Source organism: Streptosporangium sp. NPDC050284 (assembly GCF_044459525.1).
Lineage (GTDB): Bacteria > Actinomycetota > Actinomycetes > Streptosporangiales > Streptosporangiaceae > Streptosporangium.
The window spans coordinates 451,019-470,327 of record NZ_JBITIZ010000002.1 but is presented as its reverse complement, the minus strand read 5'-3'; the positions used below and the strand labels follow the sequence as shown (position 1 = coordinate 470,327).

Genomic DNA, 19,309 nt, shown 5'->3' with positions numbered 1-19,309 from the left:
CATCACCTGCTTAGCTCCCGTCGTAGGCCACCTGCAGTCGTATGGTGCCCTTAGCCGTGTGTAGAAAGGCGTCGCCATGTCCGGCCAGAGCTTCGGCTCCGGTCTCGTCTAGAATAATGCGACTGTCGGTCGCAGTCTTGACCCGCAGGGCGAGTTGGGCGGGGAAATTGGAGCGGATGGTCGTCGAGATAACGTCCGCGCTCGGGCGCTGCGTGGCTGCGATGACGTGGATACCCGCAGCGCGGGCCTTCTGCGTTAGGCGCTTGAGTAGCGCTTCGATCTGCTTTTTCTCTTCAGGATCGCTGGTGAGGTCGGCGTACTCGTCCAGGACGACGACTATCCATGGCTTTCGGTCTGCTTTGTTGACCTTGGAGTTGTACTCGACGAGCTTGCGCGCGCGGATCGCCTTCATGTCCTCATAGCGCTTGGACATCTCTTCGACGGTTTCCTCAAGAATCTCGATCGCATCGGCGGCGTCCATACCGATCATGCCATCAAGGTGAGGGTCGTCCTCGAAGTCGACAAGCTCGGTGCCCTTGGGATCAATGAGACGGAGTCGCAGAGCACTCTTGTCGTACCGGATCAAGCCCTTGAGAATCGTGTCCAGGGCAACGGACTTTCCTGATCCGGTCGTGCCGGCCACCAGCAAGTGCGGTGAATCCGCGGAGGAGAGGTCAATGGTGACCGGGTTGCCTTCGATGTCGGCGCCCAGCGGGGCGATGAGGCTCTCGGGATCAACCGGGCACTGCTGCCACAGCGCTTTGGCGTCAACCCCGTACATTTCGTCAGCGATCTTGGGGATTTCAAAGAGTACGGAGCCACGGTCGCTGCGGGTACGAATGCTGAACCCGGAGGGTAGCGCTAGAGCCAGGAAGATCTCGTCTCGCCGGTTGGTCAATTTGTCCACGGTGACCCCAGGGTTGGGGATGAACCGGAAGATGTAGAAGCCGGGCCCCTCCTGCCACTTGCCGACCTCCGGGGAGCTGACCGTGACTTTATGGCGGACGAAGACGTCAACGACCTTGTTGTATCGAAGCCTCAGCTCCTCGTCGGGGAGCCCACCGCGGCGAGCCTTCGGAGGGACAGGATCCGCCTCTGCGGCAGAGTGGCGTGCAACTACCACTCTTGGCGCGTTTGTTAGAGCAGTCGTTCCAACAACCTCGGCAAGTGCCGTCGGTTCTTCCGGAGTAAGCATTTCGGTGGAAATGTCTGTCGAGGTGGTCTGAACGGCGGGGCCAGAGACCTCCACGGCCTCGCCCAGGTCCCTAGGGGCAACAAGGGGGTCTGCATTGGTGGGGTCCTGATTTGCGCGCAGAGCGCCGATGAGGTTCAGCAGCTCGTGCTTGTTCAGCCTCACCAGGGTGTGTTTGCCGAGGCTTCCCACTATGGGAGCTGGCTGGTCGTCCTCGGCTGAGATAGCCACGGCAACGCCAGTAACCTGACCGAGCTGGACATCCTCGGAGCGCAAGGCGTCAAGGACCTTCGCCTCGATCTGACGGTGGTCGTCGTCGCCGATCACAGTGCGAGCTGGAAGGTCTGCAGCCCTTAGGACGTTTCCACTGGTCTGAGCGATTGCGGCGGCAAGCTCGTCCAGCCAGAAGGGACGGTCGTGGCGAACCTCGCCGTCCGAGCGGAAGGCATCCTCGCACAGGTCGGTGGTGCGGTTAAGTTGTTCCTCGGCCGAGCCGACGTCGAAGGTCTGGCGGAACTTGGACTCGGCGACCAGGATATCCAGGCGAACCGTGCCGTCATCCTGGACGGTCAGCACGAAGCGGCCCAGATCGGCACGAGTCTTGTGTCCCCGGCCGAACCAGCGGTGGTGCTCGTCGAAGCTGATCCAGGTGACCAGGCTCGTGCCCTGCCGAGGGGCGGGGAACTGCTGGTCAATGACGAACCGGGTGGCGACCAGGCCGACGACTTCGTTGACCGTGGTGCCGATACCTAGGGAGCGCAGCACGGCGCCAGGGGCCACATTGCGGCCTACCTCGTAGATCCGCTTAGCAGTGCCTTCGGAGTCCTGCGGAGTAACGACCCCGATTTGCTCCAACCGGCGCCGCAATCGCTGGACGACGAACTGCTGGCCGGTCTGCGAACTGACGATAAGGGTGTAGGACTCGTTCTTGCCGACGCTGGGCTTGACGAGGATGACGTCAGGGCGGTTACGCAGGGCATCGATTTGCTCGCGTCCGATGAAACTGTCGAGGGTGACGACCCAGTGGGCCACGCGGTGCAGAGTGGTGAACAAGTCTTGATGCTGGTCGAACTGCACCTGCATCTCGAAGTAGTCGATGCCGTCGACGCTCTCTCTGGAGACCGGGGAACGGCGGTCGTAGCGCACGCACAGGGTTGACCAGGACTCGAGTGCCTCATCGGCGGTCTCGGGCAACAGCGCTCTTACGACGTTCTCGCTGGTTTGCGCCAAATTGTGGGAGGCCGGGTGCTTCCAGGAGTTGAAGGAGCCCGACAAGGATTCCTTCTTGGTGCTCTCCTTGATACTGGTCTGGGTGCCGAACAGCGCCGGGGCCAAGGCGAGGTCAACGGTGTCTTCCAGCCCTGACAGCTCTGCTTCTTGGTCGGGCTCCCATGCTTGCAGGATGAGTTGGACGTCGGGCAGGAAACTGTCCTCGGACATCTCTGCACCGGAGAATTGCAGGTCGAAACCCTGGATGATTTCGTGATGGGTTGCTTGGGGAGCCAGCACGACCAGATCGACCTTCAGGCGGGGGTTCTTGGCCCGCATCTGCTTTGCCACGCGCATGGGCAGGACAGGGTCGCCGTTGCGGTCCAGGAGCAGTACGCGTAGGCCATCGAGCTTGTGGGGGTAGGTCGTCAGGTAGTCGGTGATGACGCGGACCATCTCATCGATCGCGGTCTCGTCGACGCTGGAGAGCCAGTCCTTGGACTCATTGCCGCCGTGGCGGACCGGCGCGTACTCCTCATGCCCGGCCGATTCCCGCATCGGAATGGCAACCGTGCCGCCGGGACCGACGAGGATCGCAGGTGTCCCATGTGGGGAGATACGATCGATGGCGTCGAAGAAGAGGTCCTCGTTCTCCTGGTTGAGACTCAGCCCTCCCTCCTTGTTCAGGGCGGTCTCGATGCTGCCAGCGGCCTCCGCGTAGTTCTTTGCCAGCCAGCGCAGCTTCAGCGGGTGGGTGGCCAGCATCATCATGCGGTGCTCGGCCAGCCCGACGACATCGGTCAGGACGACGGCCTCAAGGTCTGTGTTCGGGGCGTTGTTGGGGACCAGGGCGGTGCGAGCTGCGCGGAGTATGCCTTCCCATTCGCGTACGTATTCGTTGATGTTCTCGGCGTCGAGCCCGTCGGAGATCCGCTTGAAGTGCTTCTGTTTGAGGCGCTCCAGCTGGCTGGCGAAATGTGACGTGGGTTCGGGCACGGGCTCGTTGACCTGCCAGTACCTGGGTTCGTTGAACTTCTGAAGGAAGGTGTCAAAGGTCAGATTGCTGGCGTGGCCGGGGGAAGGTCTCCAGCCATGAATAAGGGCCGCCAGAGCGATCTGGCCGGGGATGCCCAGGGGGTCCCAGCGGAAGCGTCGCTGCGCGGCACCTTCCATCTCGACCAGGATGCGCAGCGGGGCCCACTCGATGTTCGGGTCAAACGGCTCATCTTCCTGCGGCAGGCGCGGCTTGGTCAGGTCCAGCAGGCACTCCTTGACCTCGAGAGTCAGGCGAAGTCCGGTGGAGTTCTGGACATCTCGCAGGGTGCGTGCGTACAAGAAGGCGAACAGCCAGCGGCTCCACTGTCCGGCTTCCTGGTTGCCTTCAAGCCCGACGATGACGGAGCCTTCCTCTTCGTCGGAAAAGTAGGTCAGCTCGCGCAGCAGGGCGCGCAGTGGGTCATTGACGAATTGAGAGTCCGGGAAGGCGAGCTTTTCGACTTTGCGGCGAGATCGCTTGGACAGCAGGTCGGCTAGCGGTTCGGTTCCTCCGACGGGAGCCTCGTCGAGGAAGCGCTGTGCGGATTCCTGGTCCCCGCGGTCGAGCGCGTCTTCGATCATCATGGCGTCGTACTCGTCAACCCGCTCTGCTGCGGTCCGTTCGATCTCCTGCCGGATCTGCTGGCCCAGGCCGATCTTCTTGGACTTCTGCTCGAAGACTTCGAGCCAGAGGGTCAGGTCCTGCTCGCGGCGAAGCTGACGAGGATTCTGTAGGCTAGAACCACTGCGGTTGAGTACAAGGCTGCGCATGCGCGTTTTGGCAGTCTTGGAGTCCATACCGATGTGCTCCAAGGACTCCTCGCTGAACTCGGTGGTAGCGATACGGTCTATCAGGTCGTCTTCGGTGATCTCCTTGCCGGTGGGCTGTTTGAAAGCACTGACCCAAACGTTCTTCTTGATTCGGGCGGGCAGCGCGGCGGGCTTGATGGAGAGTCCTCGGTCCGGAAAGAGGCCAAGAGCGGGCAGGGCTGCAGAGATCTCGGGGTAGACCACTTCAGGGGTGTGGACGTGAGTTGCTGCGACTTTCTGCGCGGTTTCGACCAGGAAGGCCGCCCAGTGGTGTAAGGACCGGCGCTCCTCATCGGTGACGGCACGCCAGATCTCCGGCAAATGGGTAGCCATGATGGCCGGAACGGCGCCGATGCCATCGGCCTCCCGCCACGCTTCTGCCATGAGCCTTTCGAACCCGCGCTCGCCAGAGGGGTCGTGGTGGTCTCCCAGGATTGCGGCGTCGTCAAGGGCATTCATGGCCGCCAGCCCCTGTGCGTCCGGAGATTCCCCCCACTCGAAGAGCAGCACCGCCGCGCCATGTCCCGAATTTCGCCACTTGGTCAGCTGGTCCTGCGGGTCCAGCAGGTAGTCAACCGGTATACCTTCGATCGGCTCCGAGGTACCGACTTTGACGACAATCTGACGGTCCGGCGACTCCGCCAGCCTTTGGGCGGTGCGACGGAGCGCCTCGGCCACGGTCTGCCGATCGAATCCGCTGACTCGCAGGCCGGCACGGGCTCCACTGAGGTCGTTGACCTTACGGAGCGCTTCGTCGGCGACGAACCGACCGAGCACTCTGATACTACTGTCGGTCACCGGGGCTCCCCTCGGACCATGCTGGTCGCATCTGAATATTGAGTGAGCAGGCCGATAGCGGCCAGCCTTTCCCGGAATGCCTTGCCGTTGTGGTCAAGGAACGATGGATCGACCTCGTAGGCCAACGGGCTCGCAGCCGCGACCTTGTTCTCCATCACCAGCCTGTACTTCTCGTACACCAGTTCACAGAACTGGTCGAACTCCATCTCCGTTCCCTGAGGGACGGTGGCGGATACCAGGCTCTCGAGCATCGGGGGCTTCATGGTGAAGTGTCGGCGCCCGACCGCCGCGTTCAGGGCTCCCACAGCGGCGAGGGTCTCGCTGAAGAACGCTCGGGGCGATGCGACCGCGTTGCCGGCCTCCTCAGCGAATCTTTCATAGCGGCGCTTCCTGGCCTCGTCGCCTTCGGCTTCGTCGATCATTTCCCGGGCCTGGACGTTGATCGCGTTGACGATGTCGTTACGGAAGGCGATGAGGTTCTTCTGCGACTCTCTGCGCAGAGGGGTCGCCTCATTGCCGAAGTCCAACAAGATCGATTCCTGATCGGTGACACCGAGCTTCGTGCGTGCGAGATGCAGTTGGTGGCGTGCCAAGCAATAGGGGACCCAGTGCATGAGGCTCTCGGTGCGCTTGGCTCTGGGGACTGTCACGATCCGAGTGACGATGTTGCGGGTCCCTTCCCTCAGCAGATCGGGCCACGGACTGAGATCCTCGTGCAGCGTGATTCCCTCGTCTGTGCCCTCCACGGGTGCTTCGTCGTAATCGAAGTCATGCGCGCTGAGAGCCTTGGCAAGGTTGCCCAACGGGGTGCCGCTGTCTTGTACGAGGTCGGTCAGGCCCTTTCGGGTCGCTTCCTTGCGGTTGGAATCAGGGTCGCTGCGTAGGACTTTGTAGGCCCATCCCCCGCCATCGCGGAAGAGGTAACGCTCGATACTCGGAGCATTGATGCCAGCAGCAACCTTGCTGGCCTGCTTGCGCTTCTTGTCGCTGTTCCTGGAGGAGGCATCGGTTTGCTTGATTCGTCGTTCGACTGCGTCGTAGTGGATGAGCTCACCGACGAACGGATAGATGTGCACGCCGAACCAACCGGGTTGGGTACGACGCCCGGGGATCTCGACCAACAGGGAGGAGAACAGGGCGTGGAGCGTTGCCATCGTCTCGGGGGAGTCCAGCTCGACGGCCTTGCTCAGTTCCTCGTCGCCCTCGACAATGCGGGTCCTGGTCGCGATCCGCCGGGCCAGGTCGTGCGAGGTCCTTCTATAAGCTGTATCGGCTCCGCCGTCCAGGAGCCCTGAGAAATTCTCCGGGTCTTCCTGATGCGCCAGGTAGACGCCACGGGCGATCGCGAGCATCTCGAGCGGGACGTAGAAGCCGCGGCCCTGCCGTTCGAGATTCACCCCGAAGAGACGAAGGACGACCTCAGCCTTGGAACGATCGGCCATCAGGCACGCACCGACCTGATCTTATCGCCGACATCGATCATAAGCTTTCTCATGGTGTTGCCTGCCAATACCTGGATCTCGTCGTCCTTGTTCGACGAGTCGGCCAGCTCTGCCAGGGATCCACTCAGGCCGCGGATCTCTGCCTCATGCTGGACCTCGCTGCGCAGGCCCGCGGCCCACCGTGTCAGCAACTCAAAGCGCAACAGGTCCGCTTCCACCGAGACCGCGTCTTGATCAGGGGCGACGGCCGGGATGCGGATGTAGATGGCCCGATTGAGCCACTCGACGGCGTTCTGCATCTCAGGGGCGATGCCCGTCCGGCCTCTCTCTTGCCACTGGGTGACCTGGTCGACAACCTCGACACCCTTGCTGGGCACTCGCCGAGAGATCACAGCCGCGCGGCCGCGGTGGGTGAAAAAGGCCGGGTCGAGTATCAGGAAGTCGGGGTTGCTCCCTGCCCGGTGGATGCCCTGGACGGCCTCCAGGCCCTTGAGAAAGCGGTCTCGTACCCTGGTGTCTGCCGGGTCCCGGTTCTTGTCCTGGACAATGACGAAGTCGTCGCCAGCCAGCAGGCCCATGCGGGCGAACCGGTCCTTGTCGTCGTCGCTGTTGAAGAAGTCAGCTCGCCGCAGGAACGTGTACACGCTTCGCAACTGTTCAGCCTGCTTTTGGGCGTCCCGACTCGTACGGACTTTCTGCAGGTAGCTGCCAGCATCCGCGGGAGGGAAGTCGCCGGCCATGTCCGGGTCCAGCCGGTCGTCAACCTGACGTCGGGAGACCTTGCCCGGGTCCAGTTTTCGTAGTGCGAAGAAGGTAGGTACCAGATGGCGCTGTTGCTGGGTCAACCGGTCACCGAAGAGGGCCTGGTGGTACAAGTGGGGAGCCTGCCATAACCTGTTCGAGTGCGACCGCTGGTACCTGGTGTGAACGTTCTCGCAGGAAAGGCCGCCGGTGAGCATGTAGCTGGTCACTGATAGCGCCTGACGGGTCGTGACCACGGTCCCAGTGCGCTCGACCGCGGCGAACATGTCCCGGATCGCGGCCCGGCGCTGCTGCCCGCGGATGGGATCGTTGAGCTCGTTGCGGTTGGCCAGGATGGGACAGGCTACCTGTGCATCGCAGGTCTCGCAGGCCTTCCATCGCGACCATTGCGCCGTCGTCCACTGCCTCAGGACCCACTGGATGAGCCCGCCGTTTTGGCTGTCGGCTGCTACGGACTGGTAATTGAGGTTGATAACGGTGACTGTGCCATCGGGGTCGCTCACCTGCCCGCGGAGGATGCCTTCCGTAAGGGTCGTCACCAGGATCTTGGCACGCCCTGTGCCGCCTTTGTCGAAGCTCTCGTCTTCGGCGGCGCACTTGCGTAGCTGGCCCTCGTTCGCGCAGATGATCGCGACACCCCCATCCGCAGGGTTGAGCAATTCCACGAGCTTGCGAGCGCCCGCTTGCACGCTGAGTTCGCTGAGATCCGTGAGGATGTACAGCGGGCGTCCGCTACGGGTCTGACCAATAGGGCGGCTGGCATTGCCAGCCTCGGATAACTCGCGGAAAACCGTCTTCCGGATCTCTAGTGGGTTCGTCTCGGCATCGCCCTGCAGCTCGGCCAGAAGGCTGGCGCACAGACTTGTCTTGCCATGCCCGGCGTCCCCGGTCAGGACGATGGTTTTCGTGGTCGGTCGTTCAATGGCACTCAGCAAGTAGTCCAGCGTCACGACGGGGAACAAAGTTTGCGACCGGTCTGCCTGCCGCTCGTAGATCATCTCGGAGGCGTCGACGTCGAACGGCTGGTAACGACGTATCCGTTGGACGTGTTTGTTGACCTCTAGCGGCATGCTGTTGTCCTTCGTCGTCCGAGCCGGGAGCGCTGTGAAATTCTAGCTGTCGGGGCCGCTGCCCGTGGATCAAATTCCCTGACCGGTCGCTGAAGTTCGCCTGGTTCACGCTGTGTGACTGTGTGGAAGACCGCGAAAATTATTGATTATCATGCTTGGTAATGAGGCACTCAATGTTGACTGCCATCGCGCTTAAGACGTGTGCGATGTGGGCTTTGACGATCTCTGGGTAGCGACAGCGCGCATTCGGTGGTCGTTGATGAGCTTATTTAGGATGCCCGTGATGCCGACAGGTGAGGCGTAGAACTGTCGCGATCAGCATGTCAGATTAGATTCAGATACCGATCTGCGCACGCATTCATCCTTGATTGAGTGCGGTGACCGCTCGTTTCGTCAGTTCTACGAGGCAAGCGCAGATAGGGGACCACACATGACATGGATGAGTGGTGCCCCTTGCGGGCCAAGTAGAGGCCGAAGTTTGAGGAAGGCGTCGTTCCCCTGCGAGTCGTGAACCTTGCGCTGACTTCGGTGGCTCACCCTTGGCGTCGCCCAGGGCAGCCCAGAAGCATGACGTCTCGCTCGATGTTGGTCTCGCAGTTGACTTAGAGGCAGCCCTGTCGGGCTCGCGTGCTGAGCTGGCAACGAGCTGTTCCGACTATGAGCCGTCAGCGATAATGCTGCTGGTGAGCTGCAACCATTCGATCGAGAACTTGTTTGTGCCAGCACCCAAGGCAATTTTTACCAGCCTAGAACAGGACGGCAGCAGAATTGCCGTAGAGATTGATTCCAAGCGGCTCGATGACCGACATATCGATGATCACTCAAACGCTGGAAGAGTCACCGCTTGTGGCCGGTACCCGCCAATCCCCTAGCAGGCCTGCTAATTAACTGCTGCGAGGAGAGCGCTCCCCACTGCTCGTGCGATCGCAGGAGGAACAGCATTTCCGATCATTCGACCTATAGAGTTGAACTCCACAGGTTCTCCTGGCCTGACAAACTTGTAATTCTCTGGAAACCCTTGGAGTATCGCCGCTTCTCGCAGGGTGATTGCACGATCTTGCTCCGGATGGCCGAACCTTCCGGTACCGAAATTGTATGACATAGTTGTAATAGTAGGAGACGGCTTGTCCCATTCCATGCGGGCGTATACGTTCTTAAACGTGGCGCCAGAAGGCTTAGTGTGGCAAGGAGACAGCAGCTCTGTCGGCCAGTCATGCCATGTCCCTCCTGGTCTGGATGCTTTGATTCGTTTCAGGTTCGTAGGGCTTAAGGCTCTTGCCTTATGCATGCCATCAAGGTCATGCGTTTTCCCTTGACGAACTGCAGGGAGACCGGAAATTGCCTCTCTCACCGTTATGAATTCTTCAGGCTTTCGTTTACCTCTAGGGACCTTAATGTGTCCGATTCGCGACGCAATGAGAACAAGTCGGCGACGCTCTTGTGGAAGACCATATTCCGGGCCGTAGCAGCTTTTGAAAGAAACTTCGTAACCAATTTTTTCGAGAGAGCTAGAAAATTCCCTGAAGATCTTGGAGCTCATAATCCGAGGGACATTCTCCATGGTTACTAGCTCAGGGCGGGACTCTTTGACGAGTCGTGCAAATTCACCAAGAAGCGACCACTGCGGCTCTGAAGACGTATCTATGCCTCTCCTGTATGGGGAGAAGGGCTGGCACGGCGCGCATCCCGCCAAGAGGCGTATTGAGCCCGGCTCCCATAGAAAATCAAGCTGCTCTTTAGAAACTGTCCGGACATCTTGCTCAATGAACGGAGCTCCAATATTTTGCTCAAATGGGTATTTGCACCGAGCATCTATATCAAAACCGCCGACTACGTTCAGGCCAGCCTGCATCAATCCGTGTGACAGCCCGCCCACTCCGCAGAACAGATCTATCGCTGAGATGCGCCTTGTCATGTCGCCCATACTCTGAACTTAGCTTAGACCGCCCCGCCTCGTCGACGGGTGGGGATAACGACAAGAGCTCATCCTCGCAGTGCCCCTTGGCTGCCAGCGGCAGCCCTCCTGACCAGGTCTTGGAGGGCGGGAACAGGGATGAGCGCGTTGGCTGCTGCAATCTCGACGTCCCTTACAGCCTCAGTCAATGGCCTAGTAGTGCTTTGTTGCGTGGTTAGGGCGGTTGTTGGTGGCAGGTGGGGCATCGGCCTGCCCAGGTGACCAGCAGGGCCTGGAGCTCTTTGAGGATCATGTAGAGCGTCAGGTCGCCCCGACTGCTTTTGGGCAGCTCGAGCGCAGTTCGGTGCACAACAAGTGAGCAACACTGACCAACTGAGGTACCCACCCCGCCCATGCCGTACAGCATCTGGTGCACCACCACCGGCGCCCCCTCACCGCTCAGCATCCCCTGCGGTCGTTTCGTGGCTGACAAACTGCCAGGCCCGCGGTGCCTCCATGCGGCGTACCGGCTCGTGTGGCCGGACATGGACCTGCCGGGCGGGAAGCAGGTTTCCCGGCTCAGACGGGGCGCATAAATCGTCGAGTGATCCCGGTAGTGGTCGGGCCGAATTGCCGGATCAACGGCCAGCTCCGCCACTGTCTCGGGTACCTCTTCCCCCTCGAGAGTTACGCCAAAGATGCGTTGTAGCAGCGCACGTCCCCATCCGACCGTGGTATCAGCAGCCTCCTCATTGGCCTTGGTCAGCACCGCGCCACCATAGGCACCGACCGCCGCTGTGACGTACGGCGACACCTCCTGGACCAGGCTTACTAGCTACTCTGCGTCATCCAGTGGCAAGGCTTGACGGAGGAGAGCCGCGGCAGTTCCCTGAGTCAACCCCCCACCAGGAATTGAGCCCATCGTTGCTGGTCAAGCCGCAAGTTAAGCGTTCTGCGTGCGGTGAGGACGTGGGATGTTCGGTGGCAAGGTGACCTGGACCGCAGCGAAGCGAGGACCAGGAGCGCCGCGGCAGTACTACGACGCCGGTGGTGTGCGGTGTTTGGCGTGGTGGACGGCGGGATCGTAGGGGGTTCCGTTGCGCCAGCAGGCGTGGATCACGCGCAGCCAGCCCCTGCCCAGGATGCGCACCGCGTTGGGGTGGCGTTTGCCTCGGTCGCGGGCTCGCTGGTAGAGATCTTCTGCCCAGGGGTTGGCGTGGCGGCTGTTGTCGGCGAAGTGGGTCATGGCTTTGCGGGCGGCTCGGTTGGCACTATGCCGGAAGCCGACGGTGTGGACTTTGCCGCTGGCGCGGGTGACCGGGGCCATGCCGACCTCGGCGGCGAGTTGGTCGGCGGTCAGGCCGCGTTCCAGCATCGGGCCGATCTCGCCGATGATCTGGGCGAGGTTGACCATGCCGACCCGGGGCAGGGCGCGGAACAGGAACGCATACGGGTGCTCGTCCAGTGCCTTGCTGAGAGCGGTCTCGAGGCCGGCGATGCCACGGACCAGGGCGCGGACCTGCTCGATCTGCGTGGTGATCAGGACGGTGACGGTGTGGCGGCCGATCCGGCTGGCCGGCTGCGGGGCCTGACGCAGGCGTTCGACGAGTTCGGCGCCGGACTTGCCGCCGGTGTAGCGGCATCGGCGTAGGAACGCCGTCATGGTGACGGGGTTGAGCTTGGCGGCCGATTGCGGGCTGGGGAAGCGTTCCAGGAACGACAGCGAGATGTCGGAGTCCAGGTGGGAGAACAGACGGGCGGCGCCGGGCCAGTGCGCCTCCAGCAGCGCGCGCAGTTGGTTGACGGCGCCGACACGGGCGGCGACGAGGTCGCTGCGCTGACGGGACAGGGCCTGGATCTCCAGCGTCGTCGGTTCGGTGGGGGTGAGGAACCGCAGATGAGGCGCGTCGGTCCGGAGCAGGTCGGCCAGCATGAAGCTGTCGAAGGCGTCGCTCTTGGCCCGGGAGGAGCCCCAACGGGGACGCATCGCGGTGAAGGCGCCGGGGTGGATGGCCACAACCGGATGCCCGGCGGCCAGCAGCCGGTCGACGACCAGTCCCTTGCTGGTCTCGATCGCCACAGGCAGCTGGGCGGGGTCGCCGTAGGCGGCCAGGCGGCGCAGGGTGGTGGTGATGCCGTCCTCGGTATGGCTGAGGTTCCATCGCTGGGTAGTGGCGCCGCTCTCATCCAGTACGGTGACCGCGTGCCGTTGACTGCCCCAGTCCCATCCGACGGTGTGCACGGTGTGACTCCTTCCGCTGCAGGTCACCTCGGGGGTTCGGTGAGGACGTCTGCCGGAAGCTCATTACTGCGGCCCTCGATACGGGGCTATTTCCTGATGCCGATCTCGACGCCCTCGTCCCGGCGGGGCCGGCGCCACTGCACGCGAGCCGTCAAGCGGCGATCCGATCGCAGGCCATGCACCCGCCGGGCCGAGAGGTGACAACCCTTCGAGGGCTGTCTACCCAGGATCTCTTAATGAGCCGATCGCCCCGACCGACTACGGCCAGTGCCGAAGTGAGCGATCGTCACGGCCGTCACCATGACGACACCAGCGAGAAGCTTCCTTATCTCATGAGGTCTATCGCCTGGCGGTCGAAAGCGCGTGGGCGGTGCGGGCTGCGACCGGCCGAAGAGCCGCAGCGCGGCCAGCGACCGCCCGACGCGCGCGGGACGCCGCAGGCGGCACGCGCCTTGAAAGCGAACAGATAAATTACGTTCGATCTTGAGGGCGAAGGATCCTCAGGCCGTCTGGCCTGCGGTTTCGGTGCTGGTCCAGACGCGTTCGAAGCTGTCGAGGTAGGTCAGGGCGGCGTTGTCGGCCTCGGTGCGGGTCAGGTAGATGACGGGTGCTTCGGAGGCTCGGGTGCCGTACACGTGCAGGTTGACCAACAGGCTGTCGTCGGCGCGGTAGATCGAGTTGTAGAGCACGGTGCGATGCCGGCGGATCTCGATGCCCTCGATGTCCTGGAGAGGACGGTAGAGGGCAAGGGCGTTGTGGATGCGTGCGGCCATGACGTCGCTGCCAGTGCCTTCCTCGGCGCCTCGGGCGGCGACCTGCGGGCTGTCGGGGTCGCCCAACAGGATGCGGACCCGTACCCCTGCCCGTGCTCGCTCGGTGAGGATGCGGAGAAGGCCGGCGTCCTCGGCGAGGAACAGTCCGCTGTAGACGAGGATGCCGATCTCCTTCTCCGCGGCCTGGAAGAACGAGCGCCAAACCTCGGCGGGTACAGCCCAGCGGTGGGGATAGACGGCCTTGATCTCGCCGGTGATGTGGCGTCGGCCGTAGGAGACATCAGGCCACAGGTCGTTCTCGTGGGTTCCGAGGAGATCGGCGACCGCGAAGCGGTGGCGAGGGTGTGGGATGCGGCCGCTGATCCAGCGGGCGACGGTTTTGGGATCGACCGCCAAGCGGGCGGCGATGTCGACGGGCTGCAGTCGCGCCCGGATCAAGGCGTGCCGGAGGTTTTCGTTCATCAGGGACGCACCTTCCGCAGCAGGAGGGCCGGTGCTTGCGACGCTAACATAAGACGTCCCTAGACGTCCCTAACTTGCGGTGCCCGAGTCCCTGCCGGACAGCGAAGCTCGTCGGCATGGAGCCCCGCCCACACAGGGGCTCCGCCCTCACCATCCGATGGGAGTCCTTGATCCATGGCCACCGTGAAAGAGAACCAGTACGCCTATCAGGTCGAGTTGCTCACCGCGCTTCGCAATGAGCTGATCAACCGGGAGATCATCGCGGTCCTGATCACCGACAGCAAGGATCGACCGTGCCTGGACGTCACCGACAGTGGATTCCGCCCTCGTCGCGTCTACGTTCATCTGGCGTTCCAGTGGTTCTACTGGGGCGATCAGCACGACGAGCGGGTCTCGTGCCTGAAGCTGTTCCCCGCCGCCGATCGGATCGCTGAGGCGGCCCAGGCCGGCTGGCGCGACGGTGAGCAGGGAGAGCTGGGCTTGGATCTGGGTCAGATCGTCAACGCTTATCGTTCCTGAGCTCGGCGACGATGTCCCACAGCGAAAACAGATGGCTGACCGGCGGGCGGGTCTATCACCTGCTCGCCGATTGGCTTCGCGACCAGATCACCACGGGCGCGTACCCGCCCGGCAGCGTCCTGCCCTCAGAGATGGCTCTCGTCGACCAGTTCCGCATCGCCCGATCCACTGCCCGCCGCGGACTGGCGGTCTTGGAGGACGAGGGCCTGATCGTCACCCTGCCCGGCAAGGGGCGTGTCGTGAGAGGTGATACGCCAGACCTGCAGGCGACCTATCGCTATCAGGTGATCGCCCGTGCCTTGCGCGAACAGATCCGCGCGGGGGCGTTTCCCGTCGGCGCTACGCTGCCCAGTGAGCATGCGCTGCGTCGTCGGCATCGGGCCTCGCGCAACACCGTCCGTCATGCCCTGGCCGAGCTGGAGCGCGAAGGGCTGATCGTCGCCGAACACGGTAAGGGGCGGTTCGTCCGATCGGCCCAACTCTGAGACGTCTTGAGACGTCTCGCTATGGCTCTGGTCGTCCTCCGGGGGTCGGCATTTATCGTGAACCGCATGGAACACGCCGAATGGGCTCGTGAGCTGGCCGAACATCTTCTCCGGGAGCCGTTGCCACGCCGCTGGGCGCACACGCAAGGGGTGGCCGCACGTGCCGTCTCACTGACGCCGATCCTCGGGGAACATGCTGATCTGCTGATCACCGCGGCCTGGCTGCATGACATCGGTTACACACCCGATCTCGTCGACACCGGCTTTCATCCGCTCGACGGTGCCCGATACCTGCGAGACGTTCAGCGGGTCGACGACACGTTGTGCGGCCTGGTGGCCTACCACTCGGGTGCGGTCAACGAGGCTCGGGAGCGCGGTCTGATCGACCTGTTGACCGCCGAGTTCCGTGAGGGACGGCTCGAGCTGTCCGAAGCGCTCATCTACTGCGACATCACTACCGGCCCGAACGGTGAGCGGTTCACCGTGCATGAGCGCCTGGCGGAGATCCGTGCCCGCTACGGTCCCGGCGACCTGGTGACCCGTGTCATCGGCATTAACGAACCGTTGCTGCTGGCCGCGGTCGCCTCCGTTGAGGCGGCGCTAGCCGATGTGAGGTAGGCCGGCGCCCTTCAGATAGTGCTCGATCCGCATCCGCATCGCCCGGTCCATCGGGAGGGACAGGACGTCCTCGCGCGGGACCCATCGCACTTCGCGTGACTCACTGCTCGTCGTCGGCGATCCCCCTACGGCACGTGCGGTGAGCACGATGGAGAACTCCTGCCGGGCCTCGCCGTTGGACGTGTAGAGGATCACGTGCCGGGGGTCGGTGTAGATCCCGACCATTCCGGTGATCTCGCACGTGATCCCGGTCTCCTCGGCCGTCTCGCGTACCGCGGCCTGCGGGACCGACTCGCCCAGATCGATCGCACCCCCGGGAAGTGCCCAGTTGTCGTTGTCGGTGCGGTGGATCATCAAGATGTCGCCGGCGTCGTTGGTGACCACCGCGTTCACGGACGGAACCATGCTGTTGGGCGTGGGGGCGCCGGGGTCGTCGTGGTAGTCGATCCGCCGAGACATGATCACCACTCTACCGGGCGGGCTTCGTTCCATATCTTGTCGAAACTGTCCAGGTACGTGGTCACCATGTCCCCGCCGGCCACCCGGCGCAGGTGCAGCACGGGGGCGTTGGAGGCCACCTCGCCGTACACGTGCGTGTTCACGAGAACCTGGTCGTCCGCCCGGAAGATCGAGTTGTAGAGCGTCGTGCCGTGCATCCGGAACTCGGCCACCTCGCGCAACGGCGCGTACAGGGAGAGCACGCTCCGGATCTTCGCTGAGATCGCGTCCTTGCCGATGCCCTCATCGGCGCTACGCCGGATCACTTCCTCCGATTCCGGGTCGCCGAGCAGCACGCGAAGCCGAGCCCCGGACCTGCCCCTCTCGGCGAGAAGCCGGATCAGCCCGGCGTCCTCGGCGAGGAACATCCCGACGTACACCAGGATGTCGATCTTTTCTGTCGCACCGCGGAACAGGCTCTCCCACGCGCCCCGGGGCATCGTCCACCGGTGTGGGTACACATTGATGATCTCGCTCTCGGAGGCGGCCACGACCTGCTCTTGGCTGAGGGCCTGCGGCCACAGGTAGGTCTCGTCCGTACCCAGCAGCGACGCCACGGCGAACCGGTGTTTCCGGTACGGCTCGCGTCCCTTGGTGATCCACCGCTCGACGGTCTTGGGATCCACCGCGATGGCCTCGGCCAGTACGGCGACGCTCATACCCTTCGCCAACAGCGCCGCGCGCAGCCGCTCGTTCGCCATCTCACCTGCCCGTCAGGGACGTCCGGGGACCTGGACATCGTATGCCGGACGTCCCGAACATGTCCCGTCCTGTAGTGATCTCGTCCCACCCTTCGGGCGGATTCTCGGTGTCACACCGCACGACACCGACTCGACGAAGGGAGACGCGACCATGATCGACCTGATGGCCTCGCTGGAGGAGGGACCGGTCTGCGCCTGCGGCGCGGCCGTGGAGGAGGGGCAGACGCTCTGCCGGAAGTGCCACGCCTCGGCACGCTGGCTGCGGCGGCAGGCCAGGCGACGTAAGGCGAGCAAGCGGCGCGGCGAGGTCCGGCGCCCGGCCGGCTACCCGCGCGGCACCGTGGAGGCGGGGGTGATCTGGACGTGAGCTCGATCCCCCTCATCGTCGCCCTGGTGCTCACGGCCGTCGTGGTCGTCGGCTACACGCTCGTTCTGATCGGGATGCGCAAGGAGGACCGGTGCATGAGCCTTCGCACGGCCGCGCCGACCCGTTCGGCGGTCCTGGCGCGGCGGGTGACCGGCTGCCACGTCCGCGGATGACCGTGAATCCGCAGGCGACCGCGCAAGGCACCTACGGGCGGTCGTTCAGCGCCGACTCGACTCGGGCGAGTCGTTCCGACAGGTCATGCAGGGTGGCGCGGATCTCGGTCAGCTCATCCGACGGGGCCGGCGCCGGCGCGGCGCCCTCCCGGACGAAGACGCCCTTGCCCTGCTGGCCGATCACCAGGCCCTCGTTGCGCAGGACGCCGACGGCGAGTTTCACCACGCTCAACGAGGCTTCGTAGCGCTCGGCGAGCTGGGTGGTGGACGGCAGCGGGGCTCCGGGGGCCAGGACGCCGACGCGGATCTGCTCGCGCAGATCGTCGGCGATCTGCAGGTAGCCGGGCCGCCCGGTGTTCTTGACCATCCATCCCTCTTCCGCCGCATCACATGCCTGATAGCCCAGCTCGGCTACCAACCTCGTATCAGTTCAGCACAGACGTGCAACCAAGCCAACCATGAGAACGTTGACAACCAGGCCAACTAGGTTAACTATGTTGGCTACGTCGAACAGGAGGTCACACACCATGCGCAACATCCCCATCCCCGTCGACACCGCCAAACTGCAGTTCGTCTGCGTCGCCGCACCCCGCCCCCGCCTGGTCAACAAGGACACCGGCGAGATCAAGACCGACAAGAGCGGCAACCCCATCTACGAGATCTACGAGGTCGCCATGTCGGCCATCGACGCGACCGGCCGCATCGAGCTGATCCGCGTCAACACCTCCGGCGAACCGCCCGTCACCCTCGGCATGCCCGTCCACCCCGTTGACCTGGTCGGTTTCGTCTGGGAACAGACCCGCAACGGCGAAGTCCGCTGGGGCATCAGCTACCGCGCCGCCTCGATCCTCCCCATGGAGGTGAGCACTCTTGCGCGATGACCTGCTGCTCACGCTCCTCGACGTCGGCGTTGTCCTGGCCGTCGCACTGGCCGGACTGTGGGCGTGGCGGCGCTGGCACTACCGCTCCTTCTGGCTGGTGGCCGGCTACCCACTCATGGCTCTTTCCGTCCGCGCCACCTGGCGCAAGGTCGCCCTCGGCTGCGGCCTGACCAAGAAGCGCCAGCGCTGGTGGTTCACCCTCACCCCCGGCGCGGTCGCCTCCACCGGCCTGGTCAAGGTCCGCCGCCGCTTCCAGCGCATCGCCGTCGACACCAAGCCGTGGATGTGGCTGCCCCTGCCCACCCGGCACGGCTGGCGCGTCACCCTCCACCTGCTGGAAGGACAGGTCCCCGAGGACTACGCCAAGGCCGCCGAGCGACTCGCGCACTCCTGGCGAGTCCACGCCGTCCGCGTCTCTTCGCCCTGCCCCGGGCGGGTCGTCCTGGCCGCGACCATGCGCGATCCTCTCGTCAGGGTCGCCGACCTGCCGCCCTCCTCCGGACTGCTCAAGGTCACTGTGGGACGGCTGGAGACCGGCAAGCCCTGGGAAATCGACTTTCGCACCGTGCCGCACTGGCTCAACGCCGGAGCGACCCAGTCTGGGAAATCCAACCTCGCCAACGCCCTGATCGTCGGCCTGGCCCCGCAACCGGTGGCGCTGGTCGGCTTCGACCTCAAAGGCGGCGTGGAGTTCACCCCCTACGCCGTGCGCCTGTCGGCACTGGCCACCTCCCGCGCCGAGTCGGTCGGCCTGCTCGACGACCTGGTGGGACTGATGATCGACCGGATGGGCTTGTGCCGTGCGGCAGGCGCCCGCAACATCTGGCAACTCCCACCCGGCGTACGGCCGATCCCCATCGTGGTCCTGGTCGACGAGCTCGCCGAGTTGTACCTGATGGCCGACAAGAGCGAGAAAGACGAGATCGCTCGCACCTCCACGGCCCTCCTCCGTGTCGCGCAGCTCGGACGGGCCTTCGGCATCTACTTGTTCTGCTGCGGCCAGCGCATCGGCTCCGACCTCGGACCCGGCGTCACCGCTCTGCGAGCGCAGTGTTCGGGCCGGATCTGCCACCGGGTCAACGACCCCGAAACCGCGACCATGACCCTCGGCGACCTCGACCCCGCCGCACTGGTCTCCGCCCGCGCGATCCCCGCCGAAACCCCCGGGGTGGCCATCGTCGCCGGACAAGACGGCCAGTGGTACCGAGCCCGCTCCTTCTACGTCTCCGAGCAGGCCGCCGAACACGCCGCCCGCATGTACTCAGACCTCACCCCGGCCTGGGCCGACATCACCTCTGGCATCCACGACACGGCCACGAGCGAGCTCGACCTGACCGAACTCCTCGACGCCTGAACCGACCGACCCGCTCAGAAAGGG

At 63.8% G+C, this 19,309-nt stretch carries 17 protein-coding genes; 7 read left to right on the top strand and 10 right to left on the bottom strand.

What is annotated here, in order from left to right:
* Positions 1-10 precede the first annotated feature (10 nt).
* From ACIBH4_RS06510 to ACIBH4_RS06480, 7 genes are all read right to left on the bottom strand, one after another.
* Positions 11-5,044, bottom strand: coding sequence for an FtsK/SpoIIIE domain-containing protein (locus ACIBH4_RS06510; protein WP_362764437.1), 5,034 nt, complete (start codon positions 5,042-5,044; stop codon positions 11-13).
* Entirely contained in the window at positions 5,041-6,486 is a 1,446-nt protein-coding gene (locus ACIBH4_RS06505; protein WP_362764439.1) for a hypothetical protein, read from the bottom strand. The genes ACIBH4_RS06510 and ACIBH4_RS06505 overlap by 4 nt, the downstream gene beginning before the upstream one ends.
* The gene (locus tag ACIBH4_RS06500) at positions 6,486-8,318 is read right to left on the bottom strand and encodes a hypothetical protein (RefSeq protein WP_362764442.1); all 1,833 of its coding nucleotides are present in this window, start codon (positions 8,316-8,318) and stop codon (positions 6,486-6,488) included. Before ACIBH4_RS06500 ends, ACIBH4_RS06505 begins: the two co-directional genes overlap by 1 nt.
* A gap of 880 nt (positions 8,319-9,198) precedes the next feature.
* Positions 9,199-10,233 (bottom strand): DNA cytosine methyltransferase, encoded by a 1,035-nt coding sequence (locus ACIBH4_RS06495; RefSeq protein ID WP_362764445.1) that lies wholly within the window; start codon positions 10,231-10,233, stop codon positions 9,199-9,201.
* Between the two features lie 214 nt (positions 10,234-10,447).
* A complete protein-coding gene (locus ACIBH4_RS06490) occupies positions 10,448-10,981 on the bottom strand; it encodes a hypothetical protein (RefSeq protein WP_362764448.1) in 534 nt (177 codons plus the stop codon).
* Between the two features lie 267 nt (positions 10,982-11,248).
* The gene (locus tag ACIBH4_RS06485) at positions 11,249-12,454 is read right to left on the bottom strand and encodes an IS110 family transposase (protein WP_362764451.1); all 1,206 of its coding nucleotides are present in this window, start codon (positions 12,452-12,454) and stop codon (positions 11,249-11,251) included.
* A gap of 500 nt (positions 12,455-12,954) precedes the next feature.
* A complete protein-coding gene (locus ACIBH4_RS06480) occupies positions 12,955-13,689 on the bottom strand; it encodes an XRE family transcriptional regulator (RefSeq protein ID WP_362764453.1) in 735 nt (244 codons plus the stop codon).
* Positions 13,690-13,863: 174 nt separating this feature from the next.
* Between ACIBH4_RS06480 and ACIBH4_RS06475 the strand changes: the two genes are divergently transcribed.
* The 3 genes from ACIBH4_RS06475 (at position 13,864) to ACIBH4_RS06465 (ending at position 15,311) form a co-directional block, all read left to right on the top strand.
* Positions 13,864-14,208 (top strand): hypothetical protein, encoded by a 345-nt coding sequence (locus ACIBH4_RS06475; protein ID WP_362764456.1) that lies wholly within the window; start codon positions 13,864-13,866, stop codon positions 14,206-14,208.
* An 11-nt stretch (positions 14,209-14,219) separates the two neighbouring features.
* On the top strand, positions 14,220-14,693 hold the full coding sequence (locus ACIBH4_RS06470; RefSeq protein WP_362764458.1) for a winged helix-turn-helix domain-containing protein: 474 nt from the start codon (positions 14,220-14,222) through the stop codon (positions 14,691-14,693).
* 66 nt (positions 14,694-14,759) lie between these two features.
* Entirely contained in the window at positions 14,760-15,311 is a 552-nt protein-coding gene (locus ACIBH4_RS06465) for an HD domain-containing protein (RefSeq protein ID WP_399171560.1), read from the top strand.
* Here ACIBH4_RS06465 and ACIBH4_RS06460 read toward each other — a convergent pair.
* The gene (locus tag ACIBH4_RS06460; protein ID WP_362764463.1) at positions 15,294-15,770 is read right to left on the bottom strand and encodes an NUDIX domain-containing protein; all 477 of its coding nucleotides are present in this window, start codon (positions 15,768-15,770) and stop codon (positions 15,294-15,296) included. The genes ACIBH4_RS06465 and ACIBH4_RS06460 overlap by 18 nt on opposite strands.
* Before the next feature lie 2 nt (positions 15,771-15,772).
* On the bottom strand, positions 15,773-16,510 hold the full coding sequence (locus ACIBH4_RS06455) for an XRE family transcriptional regulator (protein ID WP_362764466.1): 738 nt from the start codon (positions 16,508-16,510) through the stop codon (positions 15,773-15,775).
* 151 nt (positions 16,511-16,661) lie between these two features.
* Here ACIBH4_RS06455 and ACIBH4_RS06450 point away from each other — a divergent pair, with 151 nt between their 5' ends.
* A complete protein-coding gene (locus ACIBH4_RS06450; protein ID WP_362764470.1) occupies positions 16,662-16,877 on the top strand; it encodes a hypothetical protein in 216 nt (71 codons plus the stop codon).
* Positions 16,874-17,050: a hypothetical protein gene (locus tag ACIBH4_RS06445; protein WP_362764472.1), complete on the top strand. Its 177-nt coding sequence runs from the start codon at positions 16,874-16,876 to the stop codon at positions 17,048-17,050. The genes ACIBH4_RS06450 and ACIBH4_RS06445 overlap by 4 nt, the downstream gene beginning before the upstream one ends.
* Positions 17,051-17,081: 31 nt before the next feature.
* Here the strand turns inward: ACIBH4_RS06445 and ACIBH4_RS06440 are convergent, their stop codons facing one another.
* The gene (locus tag ACIBH4_RS06440) at positions 17,082-17,417 is read right to left on the bottom strand and encodes a winged helix-turn-helix domain-containing protein (protein ID WP_362764475.1); all 336 of its coding nucleotides are present in this window, start codon (positions 17,415-17,417) and stop codon (positions 17,082-17,084) included.
* Positions 17,418-17,577: 160 nt separating this feature from the next.
* On the opposite strand from ACIBH4_RS06440, the gene ACIBH4_RS06435 reads away from it, so the two are divergent.
* The gene (locus tag ACIBH4_RS06435) at positions 17,578-17,931 is read left to right on the top strand and encodes a hypothetical protein (RefSeq protein ID WP_362764478.1); all 354 of its coding nucleotides are present in this window, start codon (positions 17,578-17,580) and stop codon (positions 17,929-17,931) included.
* A complete protein-coding gene (locus ACIBH4_RS06430; RefSeq protein WP_362764481.1) occupies positions 17,921-19,285 on the top strand; it encodes an FtsK/SpoIIIE domain-containing protein in 1,365 nt (454 codons plus the stop codon). Before ACIBH4_RS06435 ends, ACIBH4_RS06430 begins: the two co-directional genes overlap by 11 nt.
* Positions 19,286-19,309 lie beyond the last annotated feature (24 nt).